Origin of the sequence: Bdellovibrio bacteriovorus str. Tiberius, assembly GCF_000317895.1 — a bacterium.
Taxonomy (GTDB): domain Bacteria; phylum Bdellovibrionota; class Bdellovibrionia; order Bdellovibrionales; family Bdellovibrionaceae; genus Bdellovibrio; species Bdellovibrio bacteriovorus_F.
In genome coordinates, this window is the sequence record NC_019567.1 from 98,640 (window position 1) to 116,749 (window position 18,110).

General features: G+C 50.5%; 19 protein-coding genes and 1 pseudogene. 3 read left to right on the forward strand and 17 right to left on the reverse strand.

What is annotated here, in order from left to right; translation table 11 throughout:
* Positions 1–4: 4 nt before the first annotated feature.
* From BDT_RS00515 to BDT_RS00590, 17 genes and pseudogenes are all read right to left on the reverse strand, one after another.
* Complete coding sequence (locus BDT_RS00515; protein ID WP_015089303.1) at positions 5–1,657, reverse strand: DUF6531 domain-containing protein; 1,653 nt, start codon at positions 1,655–1,657, stop codon at positions 5–7.
* A 30-nt stretch (positions 1,658–1,687) separates the two neighbouring features.
* Complete coding sequence (locus BDT_RS00520) at positions 1,688–2,563, reverse strand: type II secretion system F family protein (protein WP_041576751.1); 876 nt, start codon at positions 2,561–2,563, stop codon at positions 1,688–1,690.
* A 3-nt stretch (positions 2,564–2,566) separates the two neighbouring features.
* Positions 2,567–4,786 carry an ATPase, T2SS/T4P/T4SS family gene (locus BDT_RS00525; RefSeq protein ID WP_041576752.1) on the reverse strand — a complete coding sequence of 740 codons (2,220 nt, stop codon included), beginning with the start codon at positions 4,784–4,786 and terminating at the stop codon, positions 2,567–2,569.
* Between the two features lie 52 nt (positions 4,787–4,838).
* On the reverse strand, positions 4,839–6,368 hold the full coding sequence (locus tag BDT_RS00530; RefSeq protein ID WP_015089306.1) for a BON domain-containing protein: 1,530 nt from the start codon (positions 6,366–6,368) through the stop codon (positions 4,839–4,841).
* Between the two features lie 34 nt (positions 6,369–6,402).
* Positions 6,403–7,314, reverse strand: a complete 912-nt coding sequence (cpaB, locus tag BDT_RS00535; RefSeq protein WP_015089307.1) for a Flp pilus assembly protein CpaB — start codon at positions 7,312–7,314, stop codon at positions 6,403–6,405.
* 14 nt (positions 7,315–7,328) lie between these two features.
* Positions 7,329–7,787, reverse strand: coding sequence for a hypothetical protein (locus BDT_RS00540; protein ID WP_235046208.1), 459 nt, complete (start codon positions 7,785–7,787; stop codon positions 7,329–7,331).
* A 41-nt stretch (positions 7,788–7,828) separates the two neighbouring features.
* Entirely contained in the window at positions 7,829–8,470 is a 642-nt protein-coding gene (locus tag BDT_RS00545; protein WP_041576753.1) for a hypothetical protein, read from the reverse strand.
* Positions 8,471–8,479: 9 nt separating this feature from the next.
* Entirely contained in the window at positions 8,480–8,728 is a 249-nt protein-coding gene (locus tag BDT_RS00550) for a hypothetical protein (RefSeq protein ID WP_015089310.1), read from the reverse strand.
* Complete coding sequence (locus BDT_RS00555) at positions 8,725–8,919, reverse strand: hypothetical protein (protein WP_011162732.1); 195 nt, start codon at positions 8,917–8,919, stop codon at positions 8,725–8,727. Before BDT_RS00555 ends, BDT_RS00550 begins: the two co-directional genes overlap by 4 nt.
* 50 nt (positions 8,920–8,969) lie before the next feature.
* Positions 8,970–9,158, reverse strand: coding sequence for a Flp1 family type IVb pilin (locus BDT_RS00560; RefSeq protein ID WP_015089311.1), 189 nt, complete (start codon positions 9,156–9,158; stop codon positions 8,970–8,972).
* Positions 9,159–9,311: 153 nt separating this feature from the next.
* Complete coding sequence (locus tag BDT_RS00565) at positions 9,312–9,620, reverse strand: hypothetical protein (protein WP_015089312.1); 309 nt, start codon at positions 9,618–9,620, stop codon at positions 9,312–9,314.
* A gap of 10 nt (positions 9,621–9,630) precedes the next feature.
* Positions 9,631–10,611 (reverse strand): methyl-accepting chemotaxis protein, encoded by a 981-nt coding sequence (locus BDT_RS00570; RefSeq protein WP_442852728.1) that lies wholly within the window; start codon positions 10,609–10,611, stop codon positions 9,631–9,633.
* Positions 10,612–10,632: 21 nt separating this feature from the next.
* Positions 10,633–11,118: pseudogene (locus BDT_RS19580) on the reverse strand (MCP four helix bundle domain-containing protein); the annotation flags it as partial.
* Between the two features lie 297 nt (positions 11,119–11,415).
* Positions 11,416–11,934: a hypoxanthine phosphoribosyltransferase gene (gene hpt / locus BDT_RS00575; protein WP_015089314.1), complete on the reverse strand. Its 519-nt coding sequence runs from the start codon at positions 11,932–11,934 to the stop codon at positions 11,416–11,418.
* 12 nt (positions 11,935–11,946) lie between these two features.
* A complete protein-coding gene (locus BDT_RS00580) occupies positions 11,947–12,669 on the reverse strand; it encodes a tetratricopeptide repeat protein (RefSeq protein ID WP_011162737.1) in 723 nt (240 codons plus the stop codon).
* A complete protein-coding gene (locus tag BDT_RS00585) occupies positions 12,669–13,406 on the reverse strand; it encodes an outer membrane protein assembly factor BamD (protein WP_041576754.1) in 738 nt (245 codons plus the stop codon). The genes BDT_RS00580 and BDT_RS00585 overlap by 1 nt, the downstream gene beginning before the upstream one ends.
* 34 nt (positions 13,407–13,440) lie before the next feature.
* Complete coding sequence (locus tag BDT_RS00590) at positions 13,441–14,202, reverse strand: tetratricopeptide repeat protein (protein WP_015089316.1); 762 nt, start codon at positions 14,200–14,202, stop codon at positions 13,441–13,443.
* A gap of 159 nt (positions 14,203–14,361) precedes the next feature.
* Here BDT_RS00590 and BDT_RS00595 point away from each other — a divergent pair, with 159 nt between their 5' ends.
* The 3 genes from BDT_RS00595 to BDT_RS00605 are packed head-to-tail and all read left to right on the forward strand — an operon-like array spanning position 14,362 to position 18,110.
* Complete coding sequence (locus tag BDT_RS00595; RefSeq protein WP_015089317.1) at positions 14,362–15,738, forward strand: aminotransferase class III-fold pyridoxal phosphate-dependent enzyme; 1,377 nt, start codon at positions 14,362–14,364, stop codon at positions 15,736–15,738.
* Entirely contained in the window at positions 15,739–17,085 is a 1,347-nt protein-coding gene (locus BDT_RS00600; protein WP_015089318.1) for a M20/M25/M40 family metallo-hydrolase, read from the forward strand.
* The gene (locus BDT_RS00605) at positions 17,082–18,110 is read left to right on the forward strand and encodes an arginine N-succinyltransferase (protein ID WP_041576755.1); all 1,029 of its coding nucleotides are present in this window, start codon (positions 17,082–17,084) and stop codon (positions 18,108–18,110) included. The genes BDT_RS00600 and BDT_RS00605 overlap by 4 nt, the downstream gene beginning before the upstream one ends.

Sequence of the window (18,110 nt, forward strand, 5' to 3'; positions counted from 1 at the left end):
CTCCTTACAGGTAAAGTTCCGCAGTTGCGGGAGCAATGATATCCAAGAGGTTATTAAATGTGCTGGCTACCTGCATGGCTACAGATGGCCCCTCTTTGCTGTCCACTTTGTTGATTTCACCATTTGGTTTATAGGATACCACAATTGTGCCCAAACCGGGACGGGTAACTACGGATGGTTTACCATAGCGTTCCTCGTACTCGATTTTAACCACTTTCTTGGCCTGATCTGTAATGGTCGCAATACGGCCGCGGTTATCATATGTCATATTGATCTTCTGGCCATCGCTGTTCTGGGCATAGGAAAGGTTTCCTTTGCCATCGTATTTGAACTGAGCGGCCTTGGTGGCTACTTTGGCACCCTTTTCGTTAAAGTAGGTGCTGTTCACAGAGCTGACCTTTTTAACCTTGGCATCGTACTCAAACGCCATCTTCATGTTCGGTGCGGCTTTCACCTTCACCAAACCATCTGGATAGTATTCATAAGAGATACGGTCGGCATTACGACGGATGGAAACCGGTTTGCCAAAGACTTCATGATAAGTGATGTCGGTGACGTTGCCGTTCACAGTCGTCATCACGCGCTGAAGATAGAATTGACCGTCAGCGCGCTGCTGGTGCCAGAATTCGTACTTATTATCCGCCATCACTTCCTTGCCGCAGGTCTTTTTCACTGTGGACCAGTAGTGATTTTTCGGATCTGTCGGGGAGTCTTCGTATTTGTAGGTCTCGATACATTTATCGCGGTCTGCAAATGCCAAAACCCAGTCTTTTTGTTTGTCGTACTTCAAAGCGACAAACGTTTTGTCCGGCCAAGTCGCCTTGGTCAGATTGTGAAGCTCATCGTATTCGTAAGTGTACGTTTTCAACCAGGCATTCTTTACGGAAGCCAGGTCATCCAGGTTGGCGAACTTGTATTCCGCCATCAGACCATTCGGGCCGGTGATGGTTTTAACTTTTTTGTTCTGGAAGTATTTGAAAGTCAGACGACGACCGTTGTTGTCCTGGAGTGTGGAAATCACGTCCTTGTCATAGTCGAACTTCAGGAAGTTGTTGTTCTTGTCATAGATATGAGTCAGTTTTCCCTGCGGGTTGAAGCGCTGAGAGCTGCCGTCAGGAAGATTTCTGGTGTAATACGTTTTGTTGAACGTGAAGTGTTCAACTTCGCGGCCGTTGGCGTAGAACTTGGTGCCTTCTTTAACCGGAACCGTGATTCCGTATTGACGGGCATAGTCCGCGCGCAGGCTGTCGTCTTCAAGCAATTGTGTTTTCAGCGTGTTGATCGCCGCCTCGGTCAGGCCGACTTTCTTTTCCGCTTTCATCTTGTTCACGATTTGCGCGATAGAGCTGTCGACATCCTTACGGGTGATTTCACGAGGCGAGAAGGTCACTTCAAGGCCGCCACCGCATTCTTTTACCTTGATATTGCCTTCGGCAGTGACTTCCATCCCGGTTTCAAAATCAGAGCACCAGCCAAAGCCGAACATGCCGTTGAAAAGTGAACGGCTGTTATAAGTGCGCACGATTTTAAGATCATACCCGCTGCCCGGAACATCCATATCGATCCAGGTGTTGGAGTAGTTGGCATTTTTCATATCCACAAGCGCGAACGCCTGGGCAGAAAAAAGAAAGGCGAACGCCAAGAGTGCTTTCTTCATTATCGATACCTCTTCCTTGAAACTGACAAACTACACTTTAATGGTAACAAGCTTTTTAATAAGCACGCCACCGATTATTTGCAGACCCAGCATCGCTGCCAGTAACACTAGACCTAGGGTTGTGTTAAACATAGGTTTGATGAAAGCCGGATCGATCACCAGGAATACGGCCATCAAGATAAATGGAATCAGAGTGACGATTATCCCTTGCATCATCCCCTGAGCGGTCAAAGCCTGAATTTTTTTCTCTACTTTTTGTCGTTCGCGCACGACCAGTACGATGGTCTGGAAAGTTTCTGCCAGATTACCACCGGTCTCTTTGAGGATGTTGATGGAGGTCACAAACATCTGCACATCCGGGCGCGGGATGCGGTTCCCCAGGTCATTCAGGGCGCTTTCAAAGCTGTCACCGACTTGCATCTGATACAAAACTTGCGCAAATTCCTGACTCATGGGATTTCCCATAATCTCCACAACGCGCTTCATGGATTCCTGCGGATTGGATCCGGCCTTGATACCGTTGGCCATGATCGTAAGACCATCGACCATCTGATCGACAAACTTGGTGCAGCGGTTTTCATAGATCATGCGCACCAAAAGCAAAGGCAGCTGCCAGCCCGCCACGGTGATGGAAGCACCAAAGAAGGCGCCCATCAAAACACTGGGCCAGAAGACCAGGAAGACCAAAGCACCCAGACCGAAACTCATCAGCAGGATGATCAGCGTGACTTTCTTTTCGTCAACGTCCATTCCCATCACACGAAGAATCTTGATCACCTCGTCGCGCTGGCCAAGGCTGCGCTTGTGCAACCATGCAATCGCCTTGTCAGCCCACAGGATGACGATGACGAAAACACAGATGCCAAACAGAGGGATCATAACCCATTCGTTAAACAGGAAACTCATGGCTTACCCCGATTTTTTCACTGGAGCCACGCCTGGCATTTTTGGCGCCATCGCAGCTGGGATTGGTGGTTTTGCAGGAGCGGCCGCTGCCGGTGTGCCTGCGTTCGGATCATTGGCAAAGATCTCACGCGGAATCACAACACCCTTGTCGCTCAATTTTTGGATAAAGCTTGGGATGGTACCGGTTGCCTGAAAAGTCCCCTGGATTTTTCTGTTCTTGTCGTAACCGGTTTCTTTGAATCTGAAGATTTCAGCCAAAGTCACCACGTCCCCTTGCATGCCTGCCACTTCGGTGATGCTCAGGATTTTACGGCTACCATCCGACAGACGGGAGATCTGCACAATCAGATTCACTGCGCCGGCGATCTGTTCGCGGATCGCACGCATTGGCAGATCCATACCGGACATCATACAAAGTGTTTCCAGACGGGCCACACATTCACGCGGAGAGTTTGCGTGAGTCGTGGTCATGGAACCATCGTGACCCGTGTTCATGGCCTGCAACATGTCCAAAGCGGCGCCGTCACGGCACTCACCGACGATGATACGGTCCGGACGCATACGCAGGGCATTCTTGATCAGGTCACGGATATGAATGGCGTTAGAGCCTTCCATCGAAGCCGGGCGTGTCTCCAGGCGCACAACGTGCTCCTGTTGCAGCTGCAGCTCGGCCGCATCCTCGACCGTGATGACACGTTCGTTGGACGGGATGAAGGAAGACAGCATATTCAGCAGGGATGTTTTACCTGAACCGGTACCACCAGAGATCACCACGTTCAGACCGTTTTCCACGCAGATGCGCAGGAAGTCGATCATGTTCTTGGTGATACTTCCGTAACCGATATATTTTTCAGCGGTGATACCGCCTTTTTTAAATTTACGAATTGTCAGTGCCGGGCCGTCGATCGCCAAAGGCTCAATCACGGCGTTCACACGCGAACCGTCTTTCAAACGCGCATCCACATACGGAGTGGAGTCATTGATCTGACGACCCAGCGGTGTCACGATACGCTCGATAATACGGCGCAAGTGATCGTTGGAGGTGAAGGTCACCGGGCTTAGCTGAACCTTGCCGCTTTTCTCGACGAAGACCCGTTTGTTACCGTTGACCATGATCTCGGTGACATCCGGATCAGCCAGTAGATCTTCCAGCGGACCCAGTCCCAGAGCTTCTTCCAAAACCTCTTTGATAAGCTTGGAGCGTTCTTCACGGGCGGAATCCGGGGCTTCACGATCCACGATCAAGGTGATTTCGCGTTTGGTTTTTTCCCGGACTTCTTTTTCTTTGTTTTCATCCTGCTTGCCGTCGACCAATAGCTTTTTAAGATCCACGGTGCGAATCAGTTCGTTATGAATGCGAATTTTTAGCAGGGTGCGTGCATCCATTCCTTGCGTGGAACCCGTGCTGGCGCTGTCGCCAGCGGCCGCTGCCGCCGCCGGGGCTGGCTTTGGACGAGACAGGGTTTTCAGGCGCTGCAAAATCCCGCCGGTCAGTTTACGGGCAACATCATAGTACGCGGCCGTGACCGGAGCTTTCGGGGCGGAGATCACAAACGGCGTGTACTTTTGCAGGGACATCATGGCAGTGGCTTCATCCTGAGGAATGATTCCCAGGAAAGGCAGTTGCAGCTGATTGGAGATCGTCTGCGGGGAAAGACCCGTCGGAGAAGCCTTGTTGATCACCAGCTGGAACATGTCTTTAGGTAAAGTGGCAGAAAGAAGTTCATTCACCAGACGCTGCGTCTGCGTCACCACCAGAACTTCCGGAGTCGTCACGATCATGATTGCAGTGGCTTCCTGAAGCACGGCCATTTGCGCCGGGCCCAGATCCGTACCCACATCGACGATGATAAATTTATAAGCGCGGGAGAAGAACTCCACCAGTTTTCCCAAAAGATCCGGATTGATGTTCAGGCTTTCTTCCGGGCCGCGAACCGCACCTAAATAAGCCAAACCTGACTGGTGCATTGTGACGAGTGTGTTCATCGGCTGGGAGTTCAAAGAGCCCTGGAAGCTTGCAAGTTCCTTCAGTGTTTTCTGGGGTTTCAGTCCCATGATCACGTTCTGATCGCCGACGCTGCGAGCATCAGCATCGATCAGAAGAACCTGGCTGCGGAGTTCGTTCATGATGGTGCAGGCGAAATTGGCTGCGAAGACGGATTTTCCAACGCCGCCTTTACCGCCAACCACTGCGATGAGATTACAATTAGGATTGATAGCCAAACAGACCTCCAGCTTTCCTATCGGCTGAAACAGGAGGTCCGTTTACGAGACCCTAGTCGCGTAAACGGAACTTCTTCTTAATTTGCTCAGCCCCGGAGCTGGCAGAAGTCTTAACTATCGGTGTGACAAAGACCACGAACTGGCTTTGTTGCTTGATGAAGTCTTTGGATGCATAAAGGCTGATGATCGGATTCTTCTGACCAGCCGGACGATTGTATCCGGTCGAGGTCGAGTTACGGATCAAACCACCCACCGCCGCGCTTTGACGATCTCGCACCGTCACGGTGGAGGTCATTTCATTCGCACTGGTGATCGGCGCACCACTTGGAGTGTTACCCAGAAGGCTGGACACCTTAAAGGCCATTTCCATGTGCACGCTGCCGGACTTTTCACCCAGCAATACCGGTGTGATCGCCGTCACGATACCCACTTCGGCAAATGCGGTCCCTTGAGTGCCGTCTTTACCGATGACTGGATAAGGCTGATTGGTCACCTGTTTGATTTCACCTTTTTTACCGTCTTCCACAATCAGACTGGTGCTTTCAAGCACGCGCGCATGACCGTGTTGTTTTGCCCAGTTCAGTTTAGGCAAAAGATTGGAAACAGTTCCGGTGATCGAGCTGATCACACCACCCGGAGAATCACCACCGGTCTGGAAGGTCATCTGCGAGTTGTCACCCAGTTCCGGAGTGAACTGGAACTTGAAGGCCTTGGAATAGTCCTTGTTCAGTTCCACATAGTGCACCACCAGCTGGATCATTTTGCTTGGTGGTTTCGCCGGAGCTTCTTTGATCTGAATCAGATTGATCACACCATCATTCGCCGGGCGGCGTTTTTTAATAACACCCTTTTCCTCGGCCGCCTCGATCACGATGTCGGGCAGATAGGTCTTGGCGATGATCTCGGCACGTTTGGCTTCTTCATCAGAATTGGCCCAGCCCTGCAGAATGATTTTTTCATTCACCGCACGGACTTCGATTTCCGGATTGTTGATGTCCCGGGCGATGAATTCCGCTATTTTCTTCTGCGCCAGCGGGCTCAGGGTCACAAGCGAGGACGCCTGTTCACCGAACTGCTGAACCACGTTATAGATACGCGCCAGATCTTTTGGCAAAAGGATCTGACCATCCACAACCACGCGGTTGTTCACGATCTTGATGTTGATACCTTCGATGTCACCCAGAAGGGCGCGCATCTCACGCACCACTTTGTCGAGTTTGCTTTTCTTGACGTCAATGCGGAATTCCGCGACGATCTTGCCGTTGCGTTTGTCGTGAATGGTCAGGGTCGCAAAACCCTCACCCTTCGGAGTAAAACGCATGACGTTCAGATCCTTTGCATAGGCGGCAGTCACGATACGACGGAAGTCACCTTTAAATTCAATGCTGTCCGGAAGCGGGGGAAGCTTCTCGTCCTGCTCAATGCCGAGGGTGAGATTGATGAATTTGCGAGAACGGTATACGCCCTCTTCACCTTCTGTGGATGATGTCGGCGAGGCTTCCAGTTCTTCCTGGGCCCAGGCCACACTTCCACTGATCATAAACAGACTTAGCAGTCCGGTGATCAGAATTTTACGTCTCATATATCCCCCTTAAATTCCCCTGAATCAGACCCAATTACAAAGTTTGAAACCCGTTGGCGCGTGGTCTTTGTGCTGGCGGAGGTGCTGCCCTCTGTTGTTGAACCGGTGGTACGTAAGGTCGTGGCGGCATCGCGATTGCCGGTGCGGCCGGAGCGTCCATAGAGACCATCGGTTTTCCCAATACACTGTCAGACGTCGAACTTGGCATGCGCGGTGGAATTGTTCTGTCGCTTGGATTTCTCAAAGCCATGAACAGGTTCCCCGGAGCCGTGGAAAGAATATAGAACAGATCCTGCGCCTCTTTCGGAGTCGCTTCGACCGTGATCGTGGTGTACTTGGTGTCACCAGTCAGGGCGATCTGTGTCAGATTCTTTCCGGTTGAATCCAGTTCAAACATGCGGGGAATGTTGTTCACAACACTCACACCCGTTGCCAGAACGACCACGTCGTTCATCATGGTGAAGACTTCACGGCGCTGGTTCACACCCTTGCCGGAATCCACCGCGGCATAAATATCAATGCGGTCCCCAGGGCGGATCAGTTTCGCAACCCCGCGCACTTCATCCACTGGAATAGTCACAGCACGCTTGCTTGGTGCGACCTGCAGGGAAATCCCTGTGTCCGGGCCCGGAGTCAGAAGATTATTCTTCACGACCATCTGGCCTTTTCTGATAGGCACAGCGGCCACGTTGCCGATAATCTCGTCAGGAATTGTGATGGCGTCAGGCTGAATGAAATCCGCCGGAAGCTCTTTGGTTTCAACCATCGTGTCGTAGATGGTTTGCATTTCAGCGATGTCTTCCTTGGCAACAACCACACGCTTAGTGGAACCGAAACGTTTGTCGTACTCGGCCTTCTTTTCCTGGGAATAGCTGTACAGCAGGAACGTCGCAAAGACACCTGCAGCAATCGAAAGCCATAAATTTCTAGTTTCGTTTGATCCCATAATGTCCCACTCTCTTAGCTTCCGGTGCCTGCGCACTCGGAGTTAAGGCAAATTCCATACGTCGTTTTAATCCAGATCGGATTCACTGAAAGACTTTCGTTTCTTCCGCCTGGAAGAGAACGGGTCTTTTCGTGTTCCGGTTTCGTTCCCGCAATTTCTGCGGCCTCACGCTGCAAAGTCATAAAGTCAATGCGGCGGGAGCTGGCCACCCAGTCATTCGCACCCTCTTTGGTGTTCTCAGACAGGGTTCCATGCACACGCATGCCGACCTTATCGTAAGTCAGAGCCACATCCGAATTCGGAGTGGAACGGAAGTAGGTAAGGTTGGCGCGGTTGCGGAAAGTTTCAAAGGCATAGTTCCGGGAGGCAATTGAATTCAGGATCCCGGTGTGAATGGCGCCAAAGAACCCCAAAGAGAAGTTCACCAGCAGCACGATCACAATGATAATAGGGACGAGCTCTAGTACAGCCATCCCTTTCTCGTTATTTATGGAGGATTTGCGTTTTTGCTTTTTCAGCATCCGTTATCCTCCGAAGGAATATAGCCTGCGGTGTCGCGGGCCATTTCTTTAAATCGTTGATCCAGATTCAAAACCGCTTCATAGCGGCGTTTGATCTGAAGTTCGTAGCATTCTTTCTGAGTCGGTTCGCGAATCAGGAATGCTGTGACCTTGGCGTTGAAACCTGCATCGTCCTCGTTCGTCGGCCCCAGGAAGGCGACTTTCAGACTGAGCAGCTTGGCTGTAAAATCAAAACGCACGCCCACTTGCGGGACGCGCTCTTCGGTGTAGCGATAGTCGTTGTCAAAGGTGCGACCGGATTCACCACCACCACGAACATCAATCTGCGGGGACAGGACGAACCAGCCGCCATCAGGCTTGTTGAACAGAGGTTTAAGCTCTTTGTTGTTGATCAGGGAAAGGTATTTGTCCTTGGCCATCTGTTCCTGCTTGTCCTGATCGATATGCCCGGCTGCGTGAGCGCGGGAAGCAGAGAACGCGATGTACTGGGCGATTTCGGCCATGGATAGAGTGAAATTCAGAGCGAAGAAGACAATACAAAGCCCCGCCGCAATGACGATGGCAAAAATGAACTCTGCGGAAATCATCCCGCGTTCATTTTGTATTGTTCTGGAGAAGCTCTTCGTTCTGCTCATTTTCTCCTTTTAAGGTTCTGCGGTCAGAGACCTGCGAACCTGGTTGGGATGCTTGGCCCGTGCGTTTTCCGGGGTGTCCCAGACGCCAGACTCAATCATTCCGGAAACTTTCTGCCAGGGGCTTGAGATCAGTTTTGCAAGATACTTGTTCTCGCGCAGCTGACCGGTTGCCCAGATCAGAGCTCCCACCATGAAAGTCATCAGCAGGACGGACTCGACAAGGAATTGGCCTTTGTTGTTGTTAACATGCCTTTTCATCTTGTTTCTCCGTCCCAGCCAATGTGATTTCCATCAATGGGCTTGAAACCTGCTCCTGTCGTGAGCTGCTGTTCGATGCGTGCACCCAGCCGCGGGCCTGATGTTTTAAAGGCCTCGGCCGGAGCAGTCATGAACGCCTTCAGGATAAAGAAGAAGGTCGCAAATAGTAAAAGCACATACTCTACGGTCATTGGGTCCCCCTTTATATTCCCAGCTTGACAGCGGAAATCGTCAGGAGAAATCAGTTACCGGTGAAGCCTGTGATATCACTAGCCAATGAACCCACTTTTTCTTCCATTGCGCTTTTGATTTTATCTTTGAAGATAACCACCAAAGCGACTACAACCACCAGCAACAGGATGTATTCTGTCGCACCTTGGCCGCGTTCATTCTTCAATAGCTTCTTGGAAAAGTTCTTAAACTTCTTCATGGATGTTCCTCCTTAGAGACAATATCGGATAATTTTGGGATTCTCTTTAGAGGACGGATTACAGAAACTGAACTACGCGCACGTCTCATTCTGAGAAAATGAAAAGGGAGGTCCCTGGACCTCCCTGGCGTAAAAAACTTAGACGATTTCGCTCTATTTACACTCAGCTTTGTCGGCGAAAGTCTTGCCAAGATCCTTGCCATCAAATTTGACAGTCACGGATTTCTCAGTCAGCGTGCCTTTACGGATGATTTTAGAGCTTTTCTCGCCCCATTTCAGGCAGGCTTCCTCGCTGTCCAGTTTTTTGGATTCATCAGTCGGGTTTTTGCCGTTGTAAGGTTTTAGCGCATCAGTTTCCTTGCCGGCACAGGCCTTACGGCTGGTTGTGATCGTGCAATCACCTGCGTGAGCGGCAACAGATCCAAAAACAATCAAAGCGGCGATCAATGTGGATTTCTTCATGGATAACTCCTTAAATGGCGGACTCGATTTCCTCGGGTCCGTGTTTGGTTTCGTTTTCTTTGTTTATATCTTCTTTATGTCCGACCAGAATGTGAAGTTCGCACATCATTTTGTGTAATTCTTCAGACTGGGTTTGCATGTCTTCAGTGGATCCGGTGACAGCACCCATCGAAGACGCCACACCCTGCAGGCTTTGGTCAATTTCGGTCAAAGCCTTGTTCATTTGCTCAATTCCCTGGGATTGTTCATGGGACCCTTGCGCGACGGTCTGAATAAGCTCTGACACTTTACGGGTATTCTGAACGATGACTTTCAGCGCGGACTCGCTTTCGGCCGCCAGATTCACGCCCTGTTTGGATTTCTCAGTGGCTTCATGAATCAGACCGCTGATCTCTTTGGCGGCGCCGGCACTTTTTTGCGCCAGTGCGCGAACCGCGTCGGCCACGACGGCAAATCCTTTTCCCTGTTCACCGGCGCGGGCGGCTTCAACTGCCGCATTCAGCGCCAGCAAATTCGTCTGAAAGGCAATATCGTCGATCATGGTCAGGATCTCTTCGATTTTTTTCGAGTTGTTTGAGATTTCACTGATGACCTGAACCAGCAGTTCCAGCTTCTTCTGCCCCTCATCAACACTGCGCTGACCCTCGATGGAAATGTCAGCCGCCTGCGTAGAGTTCAAAGAGTTCTGTCGCACCGTCGCGGTCAGTTCTTCCATCGAAGCCACGATTTCTTCCAAAGAGGCCGCTGTGGAAGTGGAGCTTGAGGAAATCTGATCACTGGAGGTAACCAGTTCCGTGGCGCGGTTACGAATGGTTGAGGAGCTTTCATCCAAACCTCCCGCCACCAGATTCAGGGACTTTTGCACTTTGCGGATATTCCAGATGCTGACCAACAGCCCCAGCAAAAGACTGATGCCGATTGTGGCTGCGAGAATGTAGATGGTCAGCTTGAAGTTTTTGGCGACGTTCTCAGCGTTCGTGACGCCCGCCATATAGCTGTCGTCGGTAAGTTTTTTCAGTGAATCATAGGCTTTGGTGTACTGGGCGTTAGAGGTGCCCTGCAGGATCTCTTCTGCGAGTTTTTCGTTTTCCTGATCGACAGCGGCTTTGAATTTTTCGCTTTCTTCCTGATAAGCTTCCCAGCCGGCCAGGAATTCTTCATAGGTTTTGCGAAGATCATCGGTCGTCAGTAAAGGATCCAGAACCTTCGAATAGATCGTGATATTGCCAAGCAGGCTGTCCATTTCATCCAGGATCTGAGTGCGTTCATCGGTGCTTTGGGTGGCCAGCAGATTGAATTCCAGCTTGCGATAATTGGCCAGATTGATGTTCAGATCCGCGGCTTTGCTGACCGCTGGAAGCCATACTTCGCCGATTTCCCCGGTGACCTTATTCTGAAAGCGCAGGCGATCCAAAGAAAGCAGATTGGTGATCAGCGCGATCGCCATCAGCAGCCCGGTCACCATCAGAAAGCGGCCTTTGAGTGAAAGTTGGTTCATAAAAGGGGTCCTCCGGCCAGATTCTTCGGAGTCCTTAAATGCCAAACCGAGTCCGGCCCGACCATTTTGAGTGGGTCAGAGCCAGAATACGAGGCGGTATTAAATCTTATATAAGTGATTTTTGTTTAGAAAATTGGACCTAGGTTGGGGTCCTGTGTTGACGAAGGTCTTAAGACTCTCTAGATTGGGGCTTAGGAGACTTCTCAGCATGCCTAAGCACCTTGTTTTTCTCTACGCTTTTTGTGTGGTAATTCTATTCGTGGTAAACGTCGTCGTTTCTTAACGACGTTCCCGTGATTAGTTTTTAAGCGCGTAAATATCCGGATAATTTCTGCCGAGCTCTTCGGAATCCATCCCGTATCCAACAACATAACGGTCTTCAATAGTCTTCCCGATGTAGTCAGCTTTGATTGGCAGTTCACGGCGTGCAGGTTTATCCAGCAGGGTCACGATCTTCAATGAGGCCGGAGCAGATGCAAACAGACGGCTTCTTAGGAAGCTCAAGGTTCTGCCGGTGTCGATGATTTCTTCAACCACGATCACGTGTTTGCCCGCGATGTTTACAGAGATGTCTTTAACGATCTTGATCGCGCCACCGCGTTCAACCGCCTGCACGTGAACGAAGTCCACTTGCTGAGGCAGGTCCACTTTACGCATCAAATCCGCAGTGAAGTGGATGGATCCGCGCAGAGGGCAGATGAACACAATTTCCTTTCCTTCATAGTCAGCCTCGATTTGGTCAGCCAGAGTCTCGACAAGGTCTTTGATCTCGTCGTTTGTCAGGAAGGGAACCATTTGATCTTTAAGTTGTGCCATGTTGTGTGCCTCTTACAAGTCGATGGAAGTGATGCCAGCAGCCTGCGCCATTTTCAGATAGCGCAAAGCCTCGGGATGTTGCGGATCCCGAATAAGGATATTCTCCCATTGTTCAGTGGCTTCAGCAATATTGTTTGAGTTGTAGTAAATCGCCCCAAGCTTTAGGCGAGCTGGAATAAGGTGTGGGTATTCGCGAATCAGGGACTTCAGATCCTTGATCGCACGGTCACCCTGGCCCAGTTGCACATGAACTTCAGCAATGCGCATGGTGATTTCGGCTTTTCTGCTGGAAAGCTTCTGCGCTTTCAGCAGTTGTTCCAAAGCTTCGTTGTAGCGTTTGTACTGATAATACAGGTCCGCCAGCTCTTCGTGTTTGGAGGCGATTTTTTCGTCCACAAACGGGTCCTGCTTACCGGATTTTTTCTCCAGCTGGGATTGAGCATCCAGGAACACCTGTTTGCCTTCATCGTATTTGCCCAGATCATTCAAGATAATCGACAAACCCACGCTGGCGTCAGTGTAAGTGGGATCAATTTCCAAAGCGCGGCGGAAGGTTTTGATCGCCTTGCTGAACTGGCCTTTGTCGTAAAAGATCGTCGCCAGCATCTGATAAACTTCCGGGTTGCGGGTGTTCTGCAGAAGCATTTGGTTCAGAATCGGCTCGGCCATCTTGTAGTTCCCGTTGATAAAGTATCCACGGGCTTCAGAGAGCATATCGTCATGAAGAGCGTTCATTACTCAAGCTCCTTTTCGGCGTCTTTCAGTTCACGGCTGCCAGGGAAGTCACGGGCCAGAACGGCTTCGTATTTTTTTGCCTTGGCGGTATCGCCGATTTTCTGTGCCGAGATCGTGGCACGGGAAAGGGCTTTGGCATCAAAGCCAAGTCCGCGATAGTTGTTGTACAAGCCCTCGTAGCGGCCCAGAGCACTGTCGAAGATTTTGCGTTTGAAATAGAAATCCGCGATGTATTCTTCTTTTTCCGCCAGCATGCGAATCGCCGCCGTGCGCTTTTCTTTGGCTTCGTTTACGAACTCAGAGTTCGGATATTTCTTAATCAAATCAGAAAGATTCAAGATCGTGTCATTGGCCAGAGTTAGATCGCGGTCAATGGTGGAAGGAAGCTGGTTGTAATAGCTCATGCCGATGCGGAACTGAACGTAATCAGAATTCGGCACCGTCGGGTGAAGCTCTTTGAACATCTGGTAAGACACTTGCGCTTCTGCGAAGGATTCCTGTTTGTAGTAAACATCCGCAATCGCAAGTTCGGCCTTGGTGGCAAAGTTGCTGTACGGGAATTTGTTTTTTACTTCAGTGTAGCGACGGATGGCTTCTTCATAACGCTCAGATTTGTCGTACTCTTCCGCAATGGCGAAAGCCCCTTCCGGCGTATTGGAGTTCTTTTCAGTGGAGGCGCAGGAAACAAGAGTTCCCAAGGCCGCGAGAATGACTATGACTCGGAGCGTTTTCAACATAGATGTAAATCATATTTGGACCAAGGTCCCGCTGTCAACGCGTCAAAAGCAGGGAGGATTTTTTAATCCAGCCGGTAAGAGAACCGGGGTAAGTCACCTGCACCCAGTCACCTTGGGTGGTGTGGGCCACAACCTCCATTCCGCCGAATAAATCGAGGATGGAGACCTGGTTTTCGCCTGGGGCGGTTTGCAATGCGACTTTCTCTTCGATGATGGTTCCGCGAGTCACCGAATGGTCATAGATTTTCAACCCCAGAAGCCCTGTAAATATAACAAAGCCCACGGTCAAAATGACGGCCACGGTCGGGAATCTTGGCAGTGCGGTTTCTTCATTCAGGGCGCGGCGTCTAGCGCCGGCATAACCCAAAAGCAACCATCCCGCGACAAAGAAAAGCAGAGTGGAAAGAATGAGATACGCCGTCAGTGGAACCGGCTGCAGCAGATTCTTTCGAAGGGTTTCATAGGTTTCAATCTGGTGCGGAACTTCCTTTACCTGCATCTGTGACAACACAAACTTTAGTCCAGCCACCGCAGTGGAAAGTTCCGGTTCTGAATCCAAAGCTTTGCGCAGAAGGCCAACTGCCAGGGGCTTGTTCCCAAGCTGAAATTCACTCAATGCAAGGTTGGTAAGAACCGTCGCGTTGTGCGGATCGTTCTGCAGGGCTTTAGAGAAGCTTTCTTTCGCTTTTGCATAGTCCTTCGCGACATAAAACTGAGCTCCCTGCTTAAAAAGATCTGCAGAGGTCTCTGTTTGCGCCGCGCCTAGAGAGGGCAAAATCAGAAAAAGAAAGAACACAGAGAGCAATTTTAAGTTCGACATAGCTCTCAAAGTTTACAGATAAAAGTCTCTTGATGTCTAGGGCGTGGCTTGTCTTAGTCCTGACCCAGGAGTAAACTAGACGGGCATTTCAAAAAACAATGGGTCCTGCTTAGATTAGGCCCCGCGAAAGGTATTATGAGTTCTCTTGTAGGTCATCAGATACAGCAATCCGATAAAATCAAATCCATGGTTCAGGATCTTGTTGGCGAAGTTGGAAAGCTGAACGCACAGATCACTGGCATTCGCCCCGCAATGGATGAGTTTAAAGATTCTGGAAAACAAAAGATTGATCTTGCCGGTCAGTTCCGTGGTCGTCCTTTGCACTATCCGTACATGGGCACGGGTGCAGGTCGCGGTCCTTACGTTGAGCTTGAAGACGGCAGCGTGAAACTGGATTTGATCAACGGTATCGGTATTCACCTGATGGGCCATTCTCACCCACGTGTGATTGCGGCCGCTGTGCGCGGATCTTTGGCGGACATTCTGACTCAAGGCAATTTGCAGCCGAACAACGAATACCGCCTGTTCACTGAAAAAATCGTTAAGCTGGCCAGTAAAAAAAGCCGCATGAAATATGCATGGATCGCCACTTGCGGCACCATGGCCAATGAAAATGCGCTGAAACTTTCCCGTCAGAAAAATTCCCCGGCTCGTTTCGTGATGGGCTTTAAAGACGCTTTCGCGGGTCGTTCCACAATGATGGCGGAAGTCACTGACAACCCGGCTTACAAGCAGGGTTTGCCAGAATATCACGAAGTTCTGCGTGTGCCGTTCTTTGATAAACGCGATCCGAAATCCGGTGAAAAAGCTTTGAACGTGATGAAAGAGCACGTGGCAAAACATGAAGGCAACATTTCTGTCTTTGGTTTTGAACCAATGCTGGGTGAGGGCGGTTATCAGGCAGCTCCTCGCGAATTCTTCATTCCACTTCTGGATTTCTGTAAATCCAAAAACATCGCTATCTGGGCGGACGAGGTTCAGACCTTCACGCGCACGGGCGAATACTTTGCTTTTGAAACTTTGGATATCGGTCAGTACGTCGACATCTGCACGATTGCAAAAACAGCGCAGGTGGGTGCGACTCTTTACACTGAAGAATACAATCCAAAACCAGGTCTGATCGCGGGCACGTTCTCTGGCTCCACACCTTCCTTGACGGCGGGTATGGAAATGCTGGACATGCTGGGTGAAGGATTCCTGGGTCCTCAGGGTCGTATCAATCAGATTCACAGACGTTTCATCGACGGCATCAACCGTTTGAATGAAACCACATGCAAAGGCATCGCTCAGGATGCGGGTGGTATGGGTCTGATGATCGCGTTCACTCCGCACGACGGCAAAAAAGAAAGCGTGAATGCATTCCTGAATAAACTGTTCCAAAACGGCGTGATCGCTTTCCCTTGCGGTAAAGATCCGGTGCGCGCGCGTTTCCTGGTGCCGGCGATCATTGAAGACGCGGACATCGACATCGCCCTGAAAGCGATTGAAAAAACTTTGCTTGAAGGAGTCTAGTTGGACTTCATCGAGGCCTGCCGACAACTGATCGCTATCGACAGCTCACCCACCCACGGCAATAAAGAATTGTCCAAGTGGGTGGCGGCCTTTTGCCGTCAGCGTGGATTGCACGTTGAAGAACAAGAGGAAGTTGTCGGGGACCTTGAGCAGGCAAATGTGATTGCCCGCCCCGTGGCAGAGCGCCCGGAAGCTGAGTTCCTGCTGCAAACGCATCTGGATACAGTGGACCCCGGGCCTTTTTCGCTTTGGACGGACACGGGCAGCAATCCGTTTGATGCGCATATCATCGATGGAAAAATCTACGGCCTGGGGGCTGCGGATGTGAAGCTGGATTTCCTTTGCAAACTGGAAGCTCTGGCGTCTTTCGGTGCCGACCGTGCGTGGCGTTTGCCGCCGGTGCTGGTTGGAACCTTTGGTGAAGAATCCGGCATGCAGGGGGCCCTGAAACTGATTCGCAAAAACAAGATTTCTGCGAAGATGGCCTTGATCGGGGAGCCCAGCGACTTGCGCGTGATTAATGCGGCCAAGGGTTTTGCCAGTGTTGAAATTCACGTGCCGTTCTCGGATGAAGAGATGCGCTATCGTGAAGAACACAACATGCGTGAAAGCACCTCGACACAGTCGAAAATTTTCCGCGGCAAGGCGGCCCACTCTTCCACTCCTCATTTGGGGGAAAGTGCGATTGCCAAGATGTTTGAATATCTCATGATGCTGCCGGATTCGGTGAACGTCATGGAGATGGATGGCGGCATTAACTTTAACACCGTTCCCAGTCATGCATTTTTGGAAATCGATATGGTGACCCAGATTGCCGAACCTATTTCCCGCAAGATTGCCAATATCTATCGCGCGGTGAAGGCTTTGGAGCTGGAGTTTTTGGATCACAAGGATGATGATTTTTATCCGACGACGCCGACACTGAATATTGGACTTATCCGCACGAATGAAGGTGACATTCAGATTTCTGGTTCCTGCCGTATCCCTCCGGTGATCACGCATGAAATCTATGAAGGCTGGATGGATCGTCTGCGCCAGGTGTGCGAAGCCAACGGCGCCACCTTCCGCGTGAATGATTATAAAAAACCCTTCCGAACCGAAGTGACTTCGATTCTGGCTAAGGGATGTCTGGATGAACTGCGGGCGATGGGTCTTGATGACAAGCCGATCACCCAGGCTTCGACGAACGAAGCCAGCATCTTCAGCCGCGTGGGCATTGAATGTGTGTGTTTCGGTCCCGGCAAAAGGGAAGGAAACGTACACACCCCTCAAGAGCATGTCTTGATTGAGGATCTACACAAAGCAATAGAGTTTTATAAAAGGATCATCGAAAGGTTTTGTTTATGAGTTTCATAATACGTCCGGTACATCACGATGATTTGAATCAACTGGTGGACCTCGCCAAGCAGTTCAATTTATTGAACCTGCCAGGCGATAAAAAAGTGATCGGTGAAAAGATCGATCGCAGTGAACAGTCGTTTGCAGGCAAACTTTCCAAAACCCAGTCCGAATATCTTTTCGTTCTGGAAGACGTCGAAGAAAAATACGTCGTGGGAAGTTCCCTGGTTCTGGCCAAACACGGTAACGACGAAGTTCCCCACAGTTATTTCAAAATTTTCAAACGTGACCACTTTTCCCAGGACTTGGGAGTGGGCTTTATTCATCAAGTTTTGCGCTTTCAGCTGGATTTTGACGGTCCAACAGAAATCGGAGGACTTCTTGTTGATAAGTCTTACAGACGTCGTCCGGAAAAGCTGGGAAAGCAGATCAGTCTTTCCCGTTTCCTGTATATGGGTCTTTATCCGGAACGTTTTGAAGATCGCGTGTTGTGTGAACTGACGCCGCCATTGACAGATGAGGGCCGCAGTGAATTCTGGGAGGCCCTGGGCCGCCGGTTCACGGGCCTTCCGTATCAGGAAGCGGATTTGTTGTCCCAGTCTCACAAGGAATTTATCGAAAGCCTGTTCCCGCAAGATGACATTTACCTGTGTCTGCTGGATGCAAAAGCGCGTCTGGTACTGGGGCGTGTGGGTGAAGCCACGAAGCCTGCTCAGCATCTTCTGGAAAGCATCGGCTTTAGCTATCTTGATGAGGTCGATCCTTTTGACGGCGGTCCTCACTATGGTGCAAACGTGTCCCAGATTCTGCCAATCACTCAAGGTCGTCGTTTGCGTGTGACCGAATTCAAAGATGCTGCTTACAAAGAGCAGGGTCTGGTGGCCACTACCGGCGAGGACTTTAAAGCTTCGTTGGCTTCTGCGGATATCCGTGGCAACGACGTGGCGTTGGCGCCGAAAGTGCGTCAGCTTTTGGGTATTGAAACCGGCGAAGAAATTTATATGTCTCCATTTAATTACAACAGAGGAAAATAG